Source organism: Pseudomonas floridensis (assembly GCF_002087235.1).
Taxonomy (GTDB): Bacteria; Pseudomonadota; Gammaproteobacteria; order Pseudomonadales; family Pseudomonadaceae; genus Aquipseudomonas; species Aquipseudomonas floridensis.
On sequence record NZ_MUIO01000147.1, the window covers coordinates 1 to 18,758 of the forward strand.

General features: G+C 62.3%; 7 protein-coding genes. 5 read left to right on the plus strand and 2 right to left on the minus strand.

All coding sequences use genetic code 11. From position 1 onward, the window contains the following. Positions 1–807: ATP-binding cassette domain-containing protein (locus BZK31_RS26825; RefSeq protein WP_157900806.1), on the minus strand; the 807-nt coding region annotated here is incomplete at its 3' end. 280 nt (positions 808–1,087) lie between these two features. Here BZK31_RS26825 and rpiB point away from each other — a divergent pair. From rpiB to BZK31_RS26840, 3 genes are all read left to right on the plus strand, one after another. After that, on the plus strand, positions 1,088–1,549 hold the full coding sequence (rpiB, locus tag BZK31_RS26830; protein WP_083186245.1) for a ribose 5-phosphate isomerase B: 462 nt from the start codon (positions 1,088–1,090) through the stop codon (positions 1,547–1,549). 63 nt (positions 1,550–1,612) lie between these two features. Continuing rightward, the gene (locus BZK31_RS26835) at positions 1,613–2,593 is read left to right on the plus strand and encodes a sugar-binding transcriptional regulator (protein WP_083186246.1); all 981 of its coding nucleotides are present in this window, start codon (positions 1,613–1,615) and stop codon (positions 2,591–2,593) included. A 505-nt stretch (positions 2,594–3,098) separates the two neighbouring features. Beyond that, positions 3,099–5,465 (plus strand): membrane-bound PQQ-dependent dehydrogenase, glucose/quinate/shikimate family, encoded by a 2,367-nt coding sequence (locus BZK31_RS26840; protein WP_083186247.1) that lies wholly within the window; start codon positions 3,099–3,101, stop codon positions 5,463–5,465. 108 nt (positions 5,466–5,573) lie between these two features. Here BZK31_RS26840 and BZK31_RS26845 read toward each other — a convergent pair whose 3' ends face one another. After that, positions 5,574–6,341 (minus strand): helix-turn-helix transcriptional regulator, encoded by a 768-nt coding sequence (locus BZK31_RS26845; protein ID WP_083186248.1) that lies wholly within the window; start codon positions 6,339–6,341, stop codon positions 5,574–5,576. Between the two features lie 337 nt (positions 6,342–6,678). Between BZK31_RS26845 and BZK31_RS26850 the strand changes: the two genes are divergently transcribed. Continuing rightward, a complete protein-coding gene (locus BZK31_RS26850) occupies positions 6,679–16,167 on the plus strand; it encodes a non-ribosomal peptide synthetase (protein ID WP_083186249.1) in 9,489 nt (3,162 codons plus the stop codon). Beyond that, the coding region (locus BZK31_RS26855; protein ID WP_157900807.1) for an AMP-binding protein at positions 16,164–18,758 on the plus strand (2,595 nt) is incomplete at its 3' end. The genes BZK31_RS26850 and BZK31_RS26855, both read left to right, overlap by 4 nt.

The window sequence follows — 18,758 nt, forward strand, 5'->3', positions numbered from 1 at the left end:
TTCACGACTCAGGCCTTCCACCTTCAGACAGCACTCGGGCGTGCATTCACGGCCTACTTTGTGATCGATGCGCTGCAATTCCTGGCCGACAATGCCACGCACCAGATGCGCACGATCGATGTCGGCCATGCGCCCGGTTTCGACGAAAGCCCCGTCCCGAAAGATGGTGTAGTCGTCGGCAATCTGTGCCAGCTCGCTGAGGCGGTGCGAGACATAGACGATTCCGGCTCCTCGGGCGGTCAGGCGTCGAATCGCCTTGAACAGGGTCTGGGCCTCACGCTCGCCAATGGCTGAAGTGGGTTCGTCCATGATCATCACTTCGCAGTCATGACTGAACGCCTTGGCGATTTCCACCAGTTGAATCTGCGCCACGCTCAGCCGATGCATGGGGCTGGTGGCTTCGACGTCGAATTCCAGGCTTTCGAGCAGCTCGCGGGTACGTGTGTTGAGTGCTCGCGTATCGACAATGCAGCCAGCCCGGCGCGGCTCGCGGCCCAGCCAGATATTTTCGGCGACGGTCATGTGCGGGATGGGTTCAAGTTCCTGGGTGATCATCGCAATCCCGGCAGCCAGTGCTTCGCCGGGACGGTTGAACTGCACGGGCGCGCCGTTGAACAGGATGCTTCCAGCGTCGCGCTGGGTGATGCCCATGAGGATGCTGAGAAAGGTGGATTTGCCCGCACCGTTGCCGCCGCACAGCGCGTGCACACTGCCGGCACGCAGTGAAAGGCGGCCATCGCGCAGAGCAGGAATGCCGGCGTAGGCCTTGGCGACGTGTTCAGCCTGGAGCAGTAATGGCGTAGCCATTGGCGTGTCCTCGTGCTGTGAATTCTTATTAGGTGCACCGATGCAGCTCAGTGAGCATATGTGTATCAAATGAAATTCTGATCAGTCAATCTCTTTCCAATAAAAAATTCAGCAGCAGCATTCAACGGGTTTATCGCGGTGTTAGTAGAGAAAAATAGGGGTTGGCCTTAAAAACAGGCTTGACACCATGAATAGAATGGCTGAGAAATAAGTGATCGGAATTTCACCGATTGAACATATGGTCAGTCTTTGAATGACCACAGCAGTGGAGCCAAACGCCATGAACACATTTTTCCCGGTGGCCATCGGATGCGATGAAGCGGGTTATGAGCTCAAAGAGTTGTTGAAGCGTCACATCGGGACATTGGGTTATCCGGTGACGGATTTCGGTACGTATTCCACGGCGCCCGTGCTGTACCCGGACATCGCTCTGGCGGTTGCGACGGCCATCAATGCAGGTCAGCAACGGCTCGGCATCCTGGTATGCGGCACCGGGATCGGCATGGCGATCTCCGCCAACAAGGTGCTGGGCATTCGCGCTGCTCAGGCGCATGACACCTATTCGGCGGAGCGGGCGCGCAAGAGCAACGACGCGCAGATCCTGTCCATTGGTGCGCGGGTGATCGGCGCGGAACTGGCGAAAAGCATCGTCAAATCGTTCCTGGAATCGGAGTTCGAGGCCGCACGCTCGGGCGCCAAGGTTGATCGGATCAGCGCCATCGAGCGCGACGGGCATCAGTAGTGGACGCAGGGTGCCGGGAGTAGGGAGAATGCGCCTTTGACGTCGAAACGGAAGCCCGTCCACATGAGTGACAACAACCCGCGCACGGCCAGCGATATCGATCTGATGACCGAGGTCGCGATGCTTTATTACCTTGAGAACGTCACTCAGGAAGCCATTGCCAAACGCTTCGACCTGTCCCGCGCAAAAGTCAGTCGCCTGCTCAAACGCGCACGTGATGAAGGCATCGTCGAAGTGCGCGTTCTGCAGCACCCGGCGATGAACAACGAACTGGAACAGGCGCTGGTCGAGCGTTTCCAGCTCGATCGCGCATTGATTGCGGTAGACCACAGCGACCCCGACACCCAGCGTTCAGCGGTGGCCAGTCTGGTCGCCAACTACCTGAACAAGACCCTCAGCGACGGCATGATCGTCGCTGTGGGCATGGGCCGAAACGTTGGCGCAGTGGCGGACAACGTGTTCCTGCCGGTGACCCGCAATTGCACGTTCGTCTGCGCCATCGGCGGTTCGCTCAAGGCTGGCGAGTACATGAACCCCGACCATATATGTCGGCGCTTGGCGCTGCGCTTCGGCGGCGAAAGTGAAAGCCTGTATGCGCCAGCGCTGGTGGCCAATCCGGAATTGCGCGGCGTGCTGATCAACAACGACACGGTCCGCGCCACCCTGGACCGTGCTCGCCGCGCCGACATTGCCCTGATCGGTATCGGTGACATGAGCGAGAACAGCAACATGGTGCGCATGGGCTGGTTCTCGCCGCAGGAAATCGCTCAGGCGAGGCTGTCCGGTACGGTGGGCGACATGATGGGCTACGACTTCATCGATATTCATGGTCAGCCAGCGGTCAATGCCATTCAAGGGCGGGTGATCGGCCTGACGGTTCAGGAGCTGTTTCGCATCCCGGACGTGGTGGCCATTGCCAGTGAAAACACCAAGGCGGCGGCAACCCTGGGGGCGCTGCGTTCAGGGGTCATCAATACATTGGCCACCACCGTGACCAACGCGCACACGATCCTGGCGCTGGACGATGCGACGCGTAAGGTCTGATGTCCACGGCATCTGCGATGTTGCCAACGTGCGCATAAACCGCTTTACTGCTCCGCATACCTGATCAGGTCTGTTATCAGACAACATGCGCGGACTGAGAAAGTCGCACCTGACCGCAATGAGCGATGACGCAGTTTAATGGCCTGTCGAATCGCTCCGATGGCGGGCAAGCGCGACCTTTCTGTTATAGATCTGCTGGAGTCGGCACCCTATCCCTCGACAGTGCAACGGAGCGCATTCACAAGGTTTCATGGATGATTGAACCACTCGCCACAGGCGTCGTTTCGCACCCGCGCGAGGCGAGCCCGGACACAGCAACCCGTTTCATCGTGGGCATGGCCAATGCATCAGGCCCGCGATATCGCTGCGAATCGATCTCACGAGGATGGAACGTCAACCACGACGGTCCCGCGATTCGTATCCGGATATCTGCGCTGACCCTGCCCGGCACGGCACGAGATACCCCTATCAAGGCTTCATCACATAACAAGACAGGACAAGGACGATGATTTTAAGAGCGACAGGTATCGTGATGGCGATACTGAGCATTGCGCTGCTTTACATGGGGGCGCAGCTGGTAGCGGTTGGCGGCTCCCCGGCCTATTCAGTGATCGCCCTGGGCGTGCTGGCAACTGCCGTGCTGGTGTTTTTGAAGCGAAAATCGGCGCTGACGCTGTATGCGCTGCTGATGTGGGGGATTCTGCTCTGGATCGTCTACGAAGCAGGTTTGGACAAATGGCAGTGGATTCCGCGAGGCGACGTGTTTGCCTTGATCGGATTCTGGCTGGCCATGCCTTGGGTGGTACGCCCGTTGTCGCGCAGTGAGGCGGGCGGACGCGGTCGAGCGTTCCATCCGTTGCTGGGCTGCACGGTCGGGATCATGGCGCTGATCGTTATCGCCCTGATGTTCTACGACCCTTATGCGGTCAAGGGTCAGATCGCCAGCGCGGCAACCACGCGCAGCGCCGAGGTCGCCGGTAACGACTGGGTCGCGTATGGCGGCACCAACAGCGGCCAGCGTTTTTCAGGCCTTGATCAGATCAACCCGGACACCATTGGCAAGCTGTCGGTTGCCTGGGAATATCACACCGGGGATCTGCGCGACGCCGCCAAGGATGCCGGTGAATACACCTTTGAAGCGACGCCGCTGAAGGTTAACAACCGCGTCTACGTCTGTACGCCTCACAACGAGGTGCATGCCCTGAATCCGGAAACCGGAAAGCTCGACTGGAAGTACACGCCCGAGAAAAACCGTTCCTACCTGCAGCAGCACCAGACCTGCCGTGGCGTCAGCTATTACGCGGCAACCACGGGCGGTACGCAGCCTGCGGCGCAGTGTGAAAAACGCATCATCATGGCGACCGCCGGTGCGAAGCTTGTCGCGCTGGATGCCGACACCGGAAAGTTCTGCAGTGGGTTTGGCGATAACGGCGTGGTCGAGCTGAGCGCCAACATGGACAAGATCCGTCCTCACGCGCTGATGCAGACGGCTGCGCCGCTGGTGGCTGGGGACCTCATCGTGCTGGGCGGTTCTGTGATGGACAACGGCTACGACACGGGCAACCCGTCCGGGGTGATCCGTGCCTATGACGTCATCACCGGCAAGCTGGTCTGGAACTTCGATCCGCACAATCCGCAAAGCACCCAGCCTGTCGTGGAAGGTCAGACCTATCCGCAAGACACCCCCGTGGCCTGGGCCACGCTGAGTGCCGACTTGAAGAACGGCTTGGTCTATGTGCCGTTCGGCAATGCGTCGCCGGATGAAACCGGCACCCGTCGCGACCCCGACAGCAACACTGAAAAATTCCGCGATGCGCTGGTGGCACTGGACTTGAAGACGGGCGCATTCAAATGGCGATTCCAGACGTCCAACAATGACCTGTGGGACCGGGATAACCCGTCACAGCCTTCGCTGCTCGAGTTGGGCAAGGAGGGCAGCCAGCAACCAGCGCTGCTGTTGCCCACCAAAGTCGGCAATATCTTTGTCCTCAACCGCCTGACCGGCGAGCCGATCATACCTGTCGACCAGGTCGGGACCACCACGCACGGCGGTGTGCCGGGTGAGCGTTTTGCGCCGACGCAGCCGGTGTCCAGGCTCAACTTCATTCCGCCGCCGCTGAGCGAGAAGTCGATGTGGGGTGTTACCCCGTTCGATCAGATGGCGTGCCGCATCACGTTCAACACGCTGCGTTACGACGGCAATCCGTGGACGCCAGCCACCGAGTCCGGTTCGCTGATCTACCCTGGCAACATCGGCGTCTTCAACTGGGGGTCGGTTGCGGTGGATCCTGACCGCCAGCTTCTGGTGGCAGCGCCCGTGCGTCTGGCCTACATCTACAACCTGATCAAACGCCCGGAACAATCCCGGGAAAAACGCCTGTTCACTCAGGATGGCCGACCTTACTGGAACGAGAACTTTAACGGAGACTACGCCATTCGCATTTCACGACTGGCCTCCGGGCTCGGCATTCCATGCACCGCGCCACCGTGGGGCAGCATGGTCGGTGTCGACCTGAACTCCGGCAAGACTGAATGGACGCGCCGCGTGGGCACCACCAAGAACCTTAAGACCAGCTTCATGGAGGATCGCTTTCCGATCGGTTTCCCGATGGGTATGGTCGCTCACGGTGGTCCGTTGCTGACCGCAGGCGGCGTGGTTTTTCACGGCGCCACGGCCGACAACTTCATCCGCGCCTACGATGTAAACACTGGCAAGGTGCTCTGGCAGTACGAACTGCCGGCAGGCGGGCAGGCAACGCCTTCGACCTACACCGGAAGCGACGGTAAGCAATACGTGATTATTGCTGCCGGTGGTCATGGCTCGCTGGGCACCACCTTGGGCGACAGTGTGATTGCGTTTCGCCTGAATTAAGGCGCAAAAACAGAGAGGGAAGGGGCCATGCGCCGAGGCGTCATGGCCCTTTTTTTACACGGATTTTTTGCGCCAATTCAGTCGTCACTTAGCGTCACGATGGCTGGATCAGGAGCCAGCCATCCACCGCGCAAGGCTGTGTCGGCCACTTACACCGAGTTTTGCGGTGGCGCGTTTGAGGTAGGTTTCCACCGAACTGTTCTTTACATTCAGGCGTCGGGCCATCTCTGAGACCGATCCGCCGGTCAGCAAGCCAATGCACACTTCCTGTTCACGGGCCGACAGCGTGATGGCGTCCTGCGCCAGGCGCCCACTGAACGCTTCGTCGAGTGATCCGGGTTCTGATTCGACTTTTTCGACGCCAGACTGCGCCAGCCATTGAGCGTGATGCTCCACCAGCGGCAGCAACGTGTCGGAAAGGCTCTTGAGCAGCGACAGTTCGCTCAAAGAAAACGCCTTCGAACTCGTCAGGCGATAGAAGCAGATGATTCGTCGTATCTCGCCATGACTGGACACCAGGCTGCACGCGTGTACGTCGCGAGCAGGCAGTTTCTCGCTAGCAGGCGCTCGGGCCTGGACAAGCAACGAATCCTCCATGTGCAGGATGCTCTGTAGCAGCGGCTGGCGCTGGGCGTCCGAGGCGTACACATCGTGGTGCACGCCGGCACCACCCAGGCGGGTGATTCGCTCGATCCGCGACTGCGCTACATCAAGCACCCACTCGTTGAGATTCAGTCCATGAACCGGCACCAGCGTGTGGACGAGTTGCAACATCTGTCTGGCAAATGACGAGCCGCCAGTACTTGAAACCAGTTGACCCAATTGCTGATAGAACTGCGGGTCATGGCTGGCATTTGGCGAGCGTGTCAGCTTCATCTATTGATCCTCCTTGATTCTGACCGGGCGTGAGGGTGGCCCTGCGTTATTCCAGACGGAGTAACGACGACTGCAATTAATAGCTCAAGGTATTCAACCGAAGGTTTTATCCGACGTCTGTAGTAGAAAACAGGGACAGACGTATCGCCTGATTCATTACACGGTGCAACTAAAGTCCCGAATCGTTGTATTGCCGATCATCCTTGCACGCGCCGGAACGTCTAGACAGTGCCGGCGTGTAATAGCGATACGCCAGCGTCCGGGTTAAATGGGACATACACTGGCAATAGGCCAATGCTTCAATTCCTGACTATTTCGCCAAGAAGGATCTTGAGCCATGTCGGCCGTCGACCTGTTCCCCCTGACCGCTGCCCAGCGCGACATCTGGCTTGACCAGATCAGCCATGGCGATTCGCCTCTTTATAACATCGGCGGCTATGTAAAGCTGATTGGCCCAGTGGATCCGGCGAAGCTGCACCATGCGCTCGAACAGGTACTGGCCGCGCATGACGGGTTGCGTACGGTGCTCGTTCCGGAGGCAGGCGCCGATGGTTTGCCGATGCAGACCTATGCCGCGTCCATGTCTGTTGCATTACCGGTGCATGATCTGCGCGATCACCCCGAAAGGGTCGAGGCTGCGCACACGCTGATTCGCGAGCTGATGCAGCGCCCTTACGCACTGGATGGCAGCCCGCTGTTTCGCTTCTGCCTGGTCCGCCTGTGCGAAGACCAGCACTGGCTGGTTACTCAGGCGCATCACCTGATTCTCGACGGCTGGGGCTTCGGCCAGATGCTCAAGTCGCTGGGCGAGCATTACACGGCGCTCTGCAACGGCGAGTGCCTCGATATCCAGGCGCCTTCCTACCGCGACTTCATTCTCGATGACGCACAGTACACCGACTCGGCCCGCCATGAGCGGGACAAGGCCTATTGGCTGGACAAGTATCGGGATCTTCCAGAACCGCTGCTGGTGTCCCGTTACCACAACCGCAGGTCCACCGATCCGGCCCCATCCCACACCTGGGCGCAGGCTTTCCCGGCGGCGCTGCACACGCGCATGAATCAGTTCGCCGAGCGCTGCGGGGCGTCGGCGTTTCACGTTCTGCTGGCCGCGCTGCATGTCTATTTCACCCGCACTGCGCAGCAGGACGACTGGGTGGTCGGTTTGCCGTTGCTCAATCGCACCGGGGCACGCGCCAAAGCGACGCTGGGCCACTTCGCTCAGGTCAGCGCTGTACGCATGGCCTTCGCGCAGGATCTGGATTTCACCGCTCTGGTCGGCGAAGTGCGTGACACCCTCAAGCGCGATTTCCGCCATCAGCGCTTTTCCTTGAGCGAGCTCAATCGCACATTGGGCGTGTCCCGCGACCGGGCACAGTTGTTCGAGGTCTCGGTGTCCTACGAACAGGATGATCACGACTATCGCTACGGCGACGCCCAGGCACATGCGGTCAAGGTGTCCAACGGTTACGAATCAACTCCGTTGGCCGTGCACCTGCGCACCAATCGTTTCAGCGATCAGGCCTGGCTGCATGTGGTGCATCACCGCGCCTGGTTCGATGAGGCCGAAGCCCGAGCAATCGGTGAACGTTTGTTGCAGGTCATCGAGCAGGGCCTGGAAAACCCGGCTTTGCGTATCGATGCCTTCGATCTGCTGACGCCTGACGAGCATCGGCACCTGCTCAAATGGAACGAAACCGACGCGGTCTTTACCGGCGAACCGTTGATTCATCAGCGTATCGAACAGCACGCCCGGACCAGGCCGGAGGCCATAGCGGCGGTATTCAATGGCCAATCCCTTAGCTATGGGCAACTCAATCGCAGCGCCAACGGGCTGGCCCGTCGGCTGATCGAGACGGGCATCGTTCCGGACGACCGAGTGGCCGTGGTTTCACGGCGTGGACTGGATACCCTGGTGAGTCTGTTGGCCGTGCTGAAGGCAGGTGCCGCCTATGTGCCAATCGACCCCGCGCATCCGCGTGAGCGACTGGCCTATCTGCTGCAAGACAGTGCGCCGGTCGTGGTGCTGACCCGTTCGAACCTGCGTGAGCGTCTGCCTGCGCTGGACCAGCCGGTCATAGAACTCGATCACTGCGACAAAGACCGCAGCTGTGACGCCAATCCGCACGCCCCGCAGTTGGGCAGCGGTCATCTGGCCTATGTGATTTACACCTCAGGCTCCACCGGCCAGCCCAAAGGCGTCATGGTCGAACACCGGATGCTGGCCAATCTGGTGGACTGGCACTGTCATGCTTTCAAACTGACCGTCGGTGGGCATGCCTCCAGCCTCGCCGGCTTCGGCTTCGATGCGATGGCCTGGGAGGTCTGGCCGACACTGTGCGCGGGCGCGACCCTGCACCTGGCTCCGGTTCAGGAGAGCGGCGAAGACATCGACGCCATGCTGCGCTGGTGGCTTGCCCAGCCGCTTGACGTGAGTTTTCTGCCCACGCCGGTGGCCGAGTACGCGTTCAGCCTGGAAGAAGATCATCCGACTCTGCGCACGCTATTGATCGGTGGCGACCGTCTTCGTCAGTTCGCCGAGAACCGACGTTATGCAGTGGTCAACAACTACGGGCCGACCGAAACCACGGTGGTGGCCACTTGCGGAGAAGTGCACGCCGAGGCGAGCCTGCACATTGGCGGGCCGATCGCCAATACGCGTGTTTACGTGCTGGACACGCAATTGCAGCCGATGCCGGTCGGCGTGACCGGCGAGCTGTACATCGGCGGTTCGGGCGTGGCCCGAGGCTATCTGAACCGACCGCAGATGACCGAAGAGCGTTTTCTCGCCGATCCATTCAGCAAACAGCCCCAGGCGCGCATGTACCGCAGCGGCGATCTGGTGCGCTGGAACGCTGATGGCACATTGGACTATCAGGGCCGCAACGACGATCAGATCAAGATTCGTGGCATGCGCATCGAGCCCGGTGAAATCGAAGCGGTGATCGCCGGTCAGTCAGGCGTCAAGGAAGCCGTAGTGCTGGTGCGCGACGAGCACTTGCTGGCCTGGTTCACCGAAACCTCGGACGTCGATCCGGAACACCTGCGTCAGGCGTTGCGCGAGCGGCTGCCGGCCTACATGGTGCCCCGCGCTTTTACGCGGCTGGACGTACTGCCGCTGACCGCCAACGGCAAGCTTGACCGCCGCGCACTGCCCGATCCGGACCCGGCCTACCTGCTCGGCCATGCTTACGAGGCGCCGCAAGGTGAAACCGAGATCGCCATGGCCGCCATATGGGCTCAGGTGTTGGGTGTAGAGCGCGTGGGCAGGCATGACAACTTCTTCGAACTGGGCGGTCATTCGCTGCTGGCCATCAAACTGGTGGAGCGCCTGCGCAAGGCAGGTCTCAAGGCCGATGCGCATGTTCTGCTGTCACAACCCACTGTCGCGGCACTGGCGGCCAGCAAGGGCCAGACGCAACAAGTGGCCGTGCCGCACAACGCTGTGCCTGACGGTTGCGAGCACATTACGCCGGCAATGCTGAGCCTGACCTGTCTCGATCAGCCCGCCATCGACCGGATCGTCGCCGGCGTGCAGGGCGGTGCGGCCAACGTGCAGGAAATCTACCCGCTGGCGCCGCTGCAGGAAGGCATTCTCTATCACCATTTGTCTGCCGAACAGGGCGATCCCTATCTGTTGCAATGGCGTCTGGCGTTCGACAGTCCGCAGCGCCTGCAGGCCTGGGCCGATGCCTTGCAGCAAGTCATCGACCGTCACGACATTCTGCGCACCGCCGTGGTCTGGGAAGGGCTTGAAAGTCCGCAGCAAGTGGTCTGGCGCAAGGCCGATCTGGTTGTGCAGTCGGTCAGTCTCGACGCTGAGCAGGAGGCCGCTCAGGCGACCGCGAGTGTCATGGACCGTCTGCATCAGCGATTCGACGCCCGTCATCATCGCCTGGACCTGTCCCAGGCGCCGCTGCTGCGCCTGGTGCACACCCAGGATCCGGCAAACGGTGAAGTAGCTGCCGTGCTGTTGTTCCACCATCTGGTGCTCGACAACGCCGCGATGGAAATCGTCACCCGGGAAATGGAAGCGCTGCTGCTCGATCGTCAGGCCAGGCTGGCCGCTGCGGTGCCATACCGCAACTACGTGGCGCAGGTACGCCTGCGCAATGACGACGCCCGGCACGAAGCATTCTTCAGCGACATGCTGGGTGAGGTGGACGAGCCTACTTTGCCGTTCGGCGTGCAGGATGTACGGTCCGATGGCAGCGACATCGAGCAGGCTCGCCGGGGGCTGGACGGCGATCTGGCATTGCGCCTGCGTGAACAGTCCCGGCAGTTGGGCGTGAGTGCCGCCAGTCTGATGCACACGGCCTGGGCCAGGGTTCTCGGGGTGATCGCCAACCGTCGCGATGTCGTGTTCGGGACGGTGCTGCTGGGGCGCATGCAGGGCGGCGAGGGGGCGGATCGGGCGCTTGGCGTCTTCATCAATACCTTGCCGCTGCGTGTCGATACAGCCGCCAGCCCTCGTCATGCCGTGAAAGCCGTGCATTCGCGTCTGTCGTCGCTGATTGCCCATGAACAGGCGTCGCTGGTGCTGGCGCAGCGTTGCAGCGGCGTGGCTTCTGGCTCGCCGCTGTTCAGCGCCTTGCTCAACTATCGTCACAGTGCCGCTATCCGGCCGCGTGACGGCGAAGGCGTGTGGCAGGGCGTTCGCGTGCTTGGCGGCGAAGTGCGCAGCAACTACCCGCTGACCCTGAGCGTGGACGATCTGGGCCAGGGTTTTGACCTGCATGTGCTGTCCCGTCAAGGCATGGGCGCCGAGCGCATCGCCGACTGGATGCTCAATGCTATCGCACAGCTGGTGCTGGCTCTGGAACAAGGCCTGCCGGAACCACTGCAAAGCCTGTCGATTCTGCACGCCACGGAACGCGAGCGGTTGCTGATCGGTTTCAACGCCAGCGCGCTCAGCGTCCCGCAGGATCTGACCGTGCATGCCCAGGTCGAAGCCAGGGCGGTCAGCAGTCCGCACGCCCATGCCGTGGTGCAGGGCGCTGAGGTCTTGACCTACGCTGAACTCAACCGGCGCGCCAACCAGTTGGCGCATTATCTGATCGAACTGGGTGTGCAGCCGGACGAGCGCGTTGCCCTGTGCCTGCGCCGCGGGCCCGATCGCCTGATCGGCATGCTGGCCATCCTCAAGGCCGGGGCTGCCTACGTTCCGGTCGACCCGACCTATCCGGCTGAACGCATCGCCTACCTGCTGCAGGACAGTACACCCCGCGCGGTGGTGACCGAGGATTCGACCGGCCATCTGGTGGGTGACGTTTTTCAACTCAATCTGCAGCGCAACACCTGGCAGGACGCGCCGGACGGCAACCCGTACCTCGCGGCTCTGAATGACCGTCATCTGGCTTACGTCATCTACACCTCAGGCTCCACTGGCCAGCCCAAAGGCGTGATGGTCGAGCACAAAACGCTGAACAATCTGGTGCACTGGCATTGCCAGGCGTTCCAGTTGGGCGCAGGCAGTCACACCAGCAGTGTTGCGGGCTTCGGCTTCGATGCGATGGCCTGGGAAGTCTGGCCGGCACTTTGCGCCGGGGCGGTGCTGCACCTGCCGCCTGCCGGGGTGGGGAATGAGCATGTCGATGAATTGCTCGACTGGTGGCTGGAGCAACCGTTACAGGTCAGCTTTCTGCCCACGCCGGTGGCGGAGCAGGCGTTTGGCGGTGCGCGCCAGCATCCGACCTTGCGCACCTTGTTGATCGGTGGCGACCGGCTGCGCCAGTTCGACAAGGACCCCGGTTTCGCGGTGATCAACAACTATGGCCCGACCGAAACCACAGTGGTCGCGACGTCGGGACAAGTCGTCCCGGGCGCGGCGCTGCACATTGGTGGTCCGGTAGCCAATACTCGTCTTTATGTGCTGGACGAGCAGTTGCAACCGGTGCCCGTCGGTGTGATCGGTGAGCTTTATATCGGCGGTGCCGGTGTTGCGCGGGGCTATCTGCATCGACCGCAACTGACCGAAGAGCGTTTCATTGCCGACCCGTTCAGCGCTGAGCCGCAAGCCACCCTGTATCGCAGCGGCGATCTGGTGCGCTGGAACGCGGACGGCACGCTGGATTATCTGGGCCGCAATGACGATCAGGTGAAAATCCGTGGCATGCGTATCGAACCGGGCGAAATCGAAACCGCGCTCGTCCGTCAGCCCGGCGTCAAAGAGGCCGTGGTGCTGGTCCGCAATGAACGTCTGCTGGCCTGGTTCACCGAATCCGTCGCTGTCGAGCCGCAGGCATTGCGTGAGGCGCTGCTCGATCAACTGCCGGGCCACATGGTGCCGTTGGCTTTCATGCGCCTGGATGCCTTGCCTCTGACCAGCCACGGCAAGCTTGATCGCCGCGCTTTGCCGGATCCTGAACTGGATGACCTGGCCAGCACCGCCTACGAGGCGCCGCAAGGTGAAACCGAGGTGATCATCGCGGATCTGTGGGCGCAGGTGCTGGGGATGGAGCGGGTAGGACGGCACGACAATTTCTTCGAACTGGGCGGACATTCGCTGCTGGCCGTCAGTCTGGTCGAGCGCATGCGAAATGCCGGCCTGAATGCCGACGTGCGCGTGCTGCTCGGTCAACCGAGCGTTGCCGCGCTGGCAGCCTCGGTGGGCAGTGGCCGGGAAGTCGTGGTCCCCGGCAATAACGTGCCCACCGACTGCCTGCGTATTACTCCGGACATGCTGAGTCTGACCCGTCTCGATCAGGCCGCCATCGACCGCATCGTCGCGAGCGTGCCTGGCGGTGCCGCCAACGTGCAGGAAATCTACCCGCTGGCGCCATTGCAGGAAGGCATTCTGTATCACAATCTGACCGCACAGGAGAGCGACCCGTATCTGCTGCAGTTGCGTCTGAAGTTCGACAGCATGGCGCGTCTGCAAACCATTGCCGAAGCGTTGCGCAAGGTGATTGCGCGCCATGACAGCCTGCGCACCGCGATCATCTGGGAAGGTCTGGAAGCGCCGCAACAGGTGGTGTGGCGACATGCCGGGCTGCGCGTCGAGGAAGTTGCCGATCAGAACAGTCCGGCGCACATGGACCTCGGCCAGGCGCCGCTGATTCGTCTGGACTACAGCCTTGATCCGGCAAGCCTGAGCGTATCCGCCACGCTGCTGTTCCACCACATCGTGCTCGATGCCACGGCACTCGAAGTGCTGCGCGAGGAAATTCTCAGCCATCTGCGTGGCGAGCCGGAAACTACCGAACCTGCGGTTCCGTATCGCAACTATGTGGCGCAGGCGCGTCTGGGGGTCAGCGAAGCCGAGCACGAGGCGTATTTCCGCGAGCAACTGGGCGACATCGACGAGCCGACCCTGCCATTCGGTCTGCGCGATGTACAGGGCGATGGTCGCTGCATCGAAGACGCTCAGCAGACCTTGCCCGATGAACTGGTGCGGCGCCTGCGCAGTCACGCACGCCAGTTGGGCGTGAGCGTCGCCAGTCTGTTTCACCTGGCCTGGGGCCGGGTCCTGGCGGCCGCCACCGGCAATGATCGTGTGGTGTTCGGCAGCGTGTTGCTGGGGCGATTGCAGGGCGGTGCCGGCGCGGATCGCGGCATGGGCATGTTCATCAACACCTTGCCGGTGCGGGTCGATCTCGACGCCGTCAGCGTGCGCGACGGCGCTCGTGCAACTCATGCACGCCTCGCAACGCTGCTGGGCCACGAACATGCGTCTCTGGCTCAGGCCCAGCGGTGCAGCGGAGTGGGCGCTTCGTCGCCGCTGTTCAGTGCCATTCTCAACTACCGGCACAGCGCCGGACAGGCCCGTCAGGATGCGCAACGCGACACGTGGCGCGGCCTGGAAATTCTGGCCAGCGAGAAACACACCAACTACCCGTTAAGCCTCAATGTCGACGATCTGGGCCAATCCCTGCGCCTGTCCGTCACCGTCGCGCCGACAGTGGGTGCCCAGCGCATCTGTGGCTATGTTCAACAGACGCTGACCGGGCTGGTCGATGCGCTGGATGTTCAGCCCGATCTGCCATTGCTGCAGCTGCCGGTGCTTGAAGCCCATGAGCGCCAGCAACTGCTCACCGGGTTCAACGCCACAGCAACGAATCATGACCTGGACCAGACGCTGCAAAGCCTGTTCCGGGCTCAGGTCGAGCGCACGCCGCAGGCCGTTGCGCTGGTGGCAGAAGGCGTGCAACTGACCTGGCGGCAGCTCAACGAACAGGCCAACGCGCTGGCGCATCATTTGATCAATCAGGGTGTGCGGCCGGACGACCACGTGGCGCTCTGCGTCGAGCGTAGCGCGTCGATGGTGATCGGCCTGCTGGCCATTCTCAAGGCAGGTGGCGCCTATGTGCCGCTGGATCCGGGTTATCCCCTCGAACGTCTGCATTACATGCTGCAGGACAGCGCCCCGAAAGCAGCGCTGGTGCAGGCCTCGACACGCAGGCTGCTCGAGAACGAGCGGGTACTGCTCATCGATATCGACGCCGCGATCTGGGATCGGCAACGTGTCGAAGACCCACAGGTAAAAGACCTGACGTCCCGTCATCTGGCCTACGTGATCTACACCTCGGGTTCGACCGGCACACCCAAGGGCGTGATGGTCGAACACCGCAATCTGGTGAATCTGGTGCAATGGGGCTCGCTGTTATGCTCGACGCCGCCTGGTGGCGCGCTGTTGCACAAGACGCCGATCAGCTTCGACGCCTCGGTCTGGGAAATCTTCTGGCCACTGTGCTGCGGCCTGCCGCTGGTGCTGGCACGGCCTGACGGGCAGCGTGACCCTGTCTACCTGGCGCGGTTGATTCGCGAGCGCCACGTCAGCGTCGTGCAGTTTGTGCCTGTACTGCTTCAGCAGTTCCTTGATCTGCCGGACAGCAATCAGTGCCACAGCCTGACCGACATCGTCTGCGGCGGCGGCGAACTGACGGCCGCGCTGGCCGGGCAGGTACGCCTGCGTCTGCCCTGGGTGCGGCTGCACAACGTCTATGGACCGACGGAAACCACGGTCGATTGCAGCGCCTGGACGCTGGATCCGCACATGCCGTTGCCAGAACATACGCTGCCAATCGGTCGTCCAATCAACAACACCCGGCTCTACGTGCTGGATAAGCATGATCGGCCAGTGCCTCAGGGCGTGATCGGTCAGTTGCATATCGGCGGTGCCGGGGTTACCCGTGGCTATCTGAACCTGCCGCAACAGCAGGCTGAACGCTTCATCGCCAGCCCCTTCGTCGAAGGCGATCGCCTGTACCGCAGCGGCGATCTGGTGCGCCAGCAGGCCGACGGCAACCTGGAATTCCTCGGCCGCAATGACGATCAGGTGAAGATCAATGGCCTGCGCATTGAGCCGGGTGATATTCAGGCGTGCCTGACCGGTCATCCGGGCGTTCGTCAGGCCGTGGTTCTGATGCGTGACGAGACGCCGGGCGGCCAGAGACTGGTGGCGTATTACACCGGTCAGGCGCAATCGGTCGAGGCCTTGCGTGACACGGTGCGCAAGCACTTGCCGGACTATATGGTCCCGGCGCTTTACGTGCACCTGGACGCCTTGCCCTTGAGTCCGAACGGCAAGCTGGACCGCCATGCGTTGCCGCTGCCTGGCACCGATGCGCTGCTGTCCAGACCTTATGACGCGCCGGAGGGCGAGATGGAAAACCTGCTGGCCGACCTCTGGACCGAGCTGCTCGGTGTCGAGCGCGTGGGCCGACACGACAATTTCTTCGAACTGGGCGGCCATTCGCTGCTGGCGGTCAACCTGACCGCGCGTCTGCGTCAGGAGGGCCTCGAGGCCGACGTCCGCGCACTGTTCGAACACCCTACGCTGGCGGGCTACGCAGCCATCACAGAGAACATGGAGATCATCCTGTGAGCATCAACGAACTCTTGGCGACATTGAAGGCCAACGACATCCACCTGGCGGTCAAGGACGGTCAACTGGTGGTGCAGGGCAATCGCCGCGCGCTGACGGACAAAGGCTTGCTGGACAGCCTGCGCGAGCACAAACCGGCGTTGATCGAACGTCTTGTACAGGGGGATTCGCTGACCACCCGACGTGGCGCGCAGACCTTTCCGGAAAACGGCATCCCAAGTGACTGCAACCACATTACCCCCGAGATGCTGACCCTGGTGGCACTTGATCAGCCGGGCATTGACCGGTTGGTCGAGGCCATACCGGGCGGCGCGGCCAACGTGCAGGACGTCTATCCGCTGGCTCCGCTGCAGCAAGGCATTCTGTATCACCATGTCACGGCCACCCACGGTGACCCCTATGTGATGCACGTAGACTTCGCCTTTGCCGACCGCGAGCGGCTCGACGCGTTTGCTCTGGCGTTGCAGACCGTTATTGCCCGCCACGACATTCTGCGCACCTCGGTGCACTGGCAGGGCTTCGAAACCCCGGTACAGGTCGTCTGGCGTCATGCGCAACTGGTGATCGACACCTTGTCTGGCAGCGAGGGCGTTACGCTCGATCTGGGGCAGGCCCCGCTTATCCGTCTGGTCTGCAACGATGCCGGGCAGGGCGATGGGAAGCTCAAGGCGACGCTGGTGTTTCACCACATCGCCATGGACCACAGCGCGCTCGAAGTGGTGCGTCACGAGATTCAGGCTTGCCTGGGCGGACAGGCTGAGTCGCTCGGCACGCCTGTGCCGTTTCGCAACTACGTGGCCCAGGCACTGCTGGGCGTCAGCGAGTCTGAGCACGAAGCATTTTTCCGCGACATGCTGGCCGACCTGGACGAGCCGACACTGGCTTACGACCTGCAAGACCTGAGCGGTGATGGCGACGGTATCGGCGAACACACGTTGACGCTGAGCCCGCAGGTCTGCCAGCAACTCAGGGCGCAGGCGCGTACGCTCGGGGTCAGCGTCGCGAGCCTGTTTCACCTCGGTTGGGCACGGGTGCTGGCGGGCCTGACCGGTCGCCAGCGTGTGGTGTTCGGCACCGTGCTGATGGGTCGTCTGCTGGGGGCCGAGGCGACCGAGCGGGCGCTGGGCATCTTTATCAATACCTTGCCGCTGCGTCTGGACCTGGGCGAACAGGACGTGCGCTCGGCCGTCCGTGCCACGCACCAGCGCCTGAGCACACTGATGCGCCATGAACACGCGCCGCTGGCACTGGCCCAGCGCTGCAGTGGCGTGCAATCGCCAACGCCTCTGTTCAACGCTTTGCTCAATTACCGTCACAGCGCTCCGGCACAGCCGTCCGGGGAAACCTGGCAGGGCATCCAGGTGCTGCACGCACAGGAACGTAGCAACTATCCGCTGGTAGTGAGCGTCGATGACTTGGGCGAGGCGTTCAGCCTCACTGCGCAGACCTCTGCCGAGATCGAGCCGCAGCGTATTTGCGCGTATCTCGAACGTGCCATGCAGCATCTGCTGGAGGCGCTGGAGCACTCACCGCAGACCTCGGCCGAACAGATCGACATGCTGCCGCGTGATGAGCGCGAACAGTTGCTGACCCGGTTCAATGCCCACGGCATGGACTACGACGCCGGGCTGACCTTGCCACAGCACATCGAGCGGCAGGCGCTCGAACGTCCGGCATTCATCGCTGCGCAGGTAGCTGAGCAGACGTTGAGCTACGGCGAGTTGAATCAGCGCGCCAGCGCCCTGGCCCATCACCTGATCGGCCTCGGCGTGCGCCCGGACGACCGCGTGGCGGTCATGGCCCGGCGCGGGCTGGACACACTGGTGGCGATGCTGGCAGTGCTCAAGGCCGGCGCCGGCTACGTGCCGGTCGACCCGTCGCACCCGGACGAACGCATCGCTTACCTGCTCAGCGACAGCGGACCCAGGGCGGTGCTCACCCAGCACAGTCTGCTCGACCGGGTGCCCACCCTCGCAGCGCCGGTCATCGCCTTCGACCGGCCCGAGTGGCCGCAGCGCCAGGACAACCCGCAGGTGCCGGGCCTGAGCGCCCGTCATCTGGCTTACGTGATCTACACCTCAGGGTCCACCGGGCAGCCCAAGGGCGTGATGGTCGAACACCGCACCCTGAACAACCTGATCGCCTGGCACGCCCAGGCCTTCGACCTGCACGCGGGCAGCCACACCGCCAGCGTCGCCGGGTTCGGTTTCGACGCCATGGCCTGGGAAGTCTGGCCGGCGCTGTGCGTCGGCGCGACCCTGCACCTGCCGCCCGAGGCGATCGGCAACGAACAGCTCGATGCGCTGCTCGACTGGTGGATCGCCCGGCCGTTGCAGGTCGCGTTCCTGCCGACGCCGGTGGCCGAATACGCGTTCAGCCGCGACCTGCGTCACCCGACCCTGCACACGCTGCTGATCGGTGGCGACCGGCTGCGCCAGTTCCAGCGCGACCCGGGCTTTGCGGTGATCAACAACTACGGGCCGACCGAGGCCACGGTGGTGGCGACTTCGGGTCGCCTGCTGCCGGACGGCAGCCTGGACATCGGCAAGCCGATCGCCAACACCCGCGTGTACCTGCTTGACGCGCGTCAG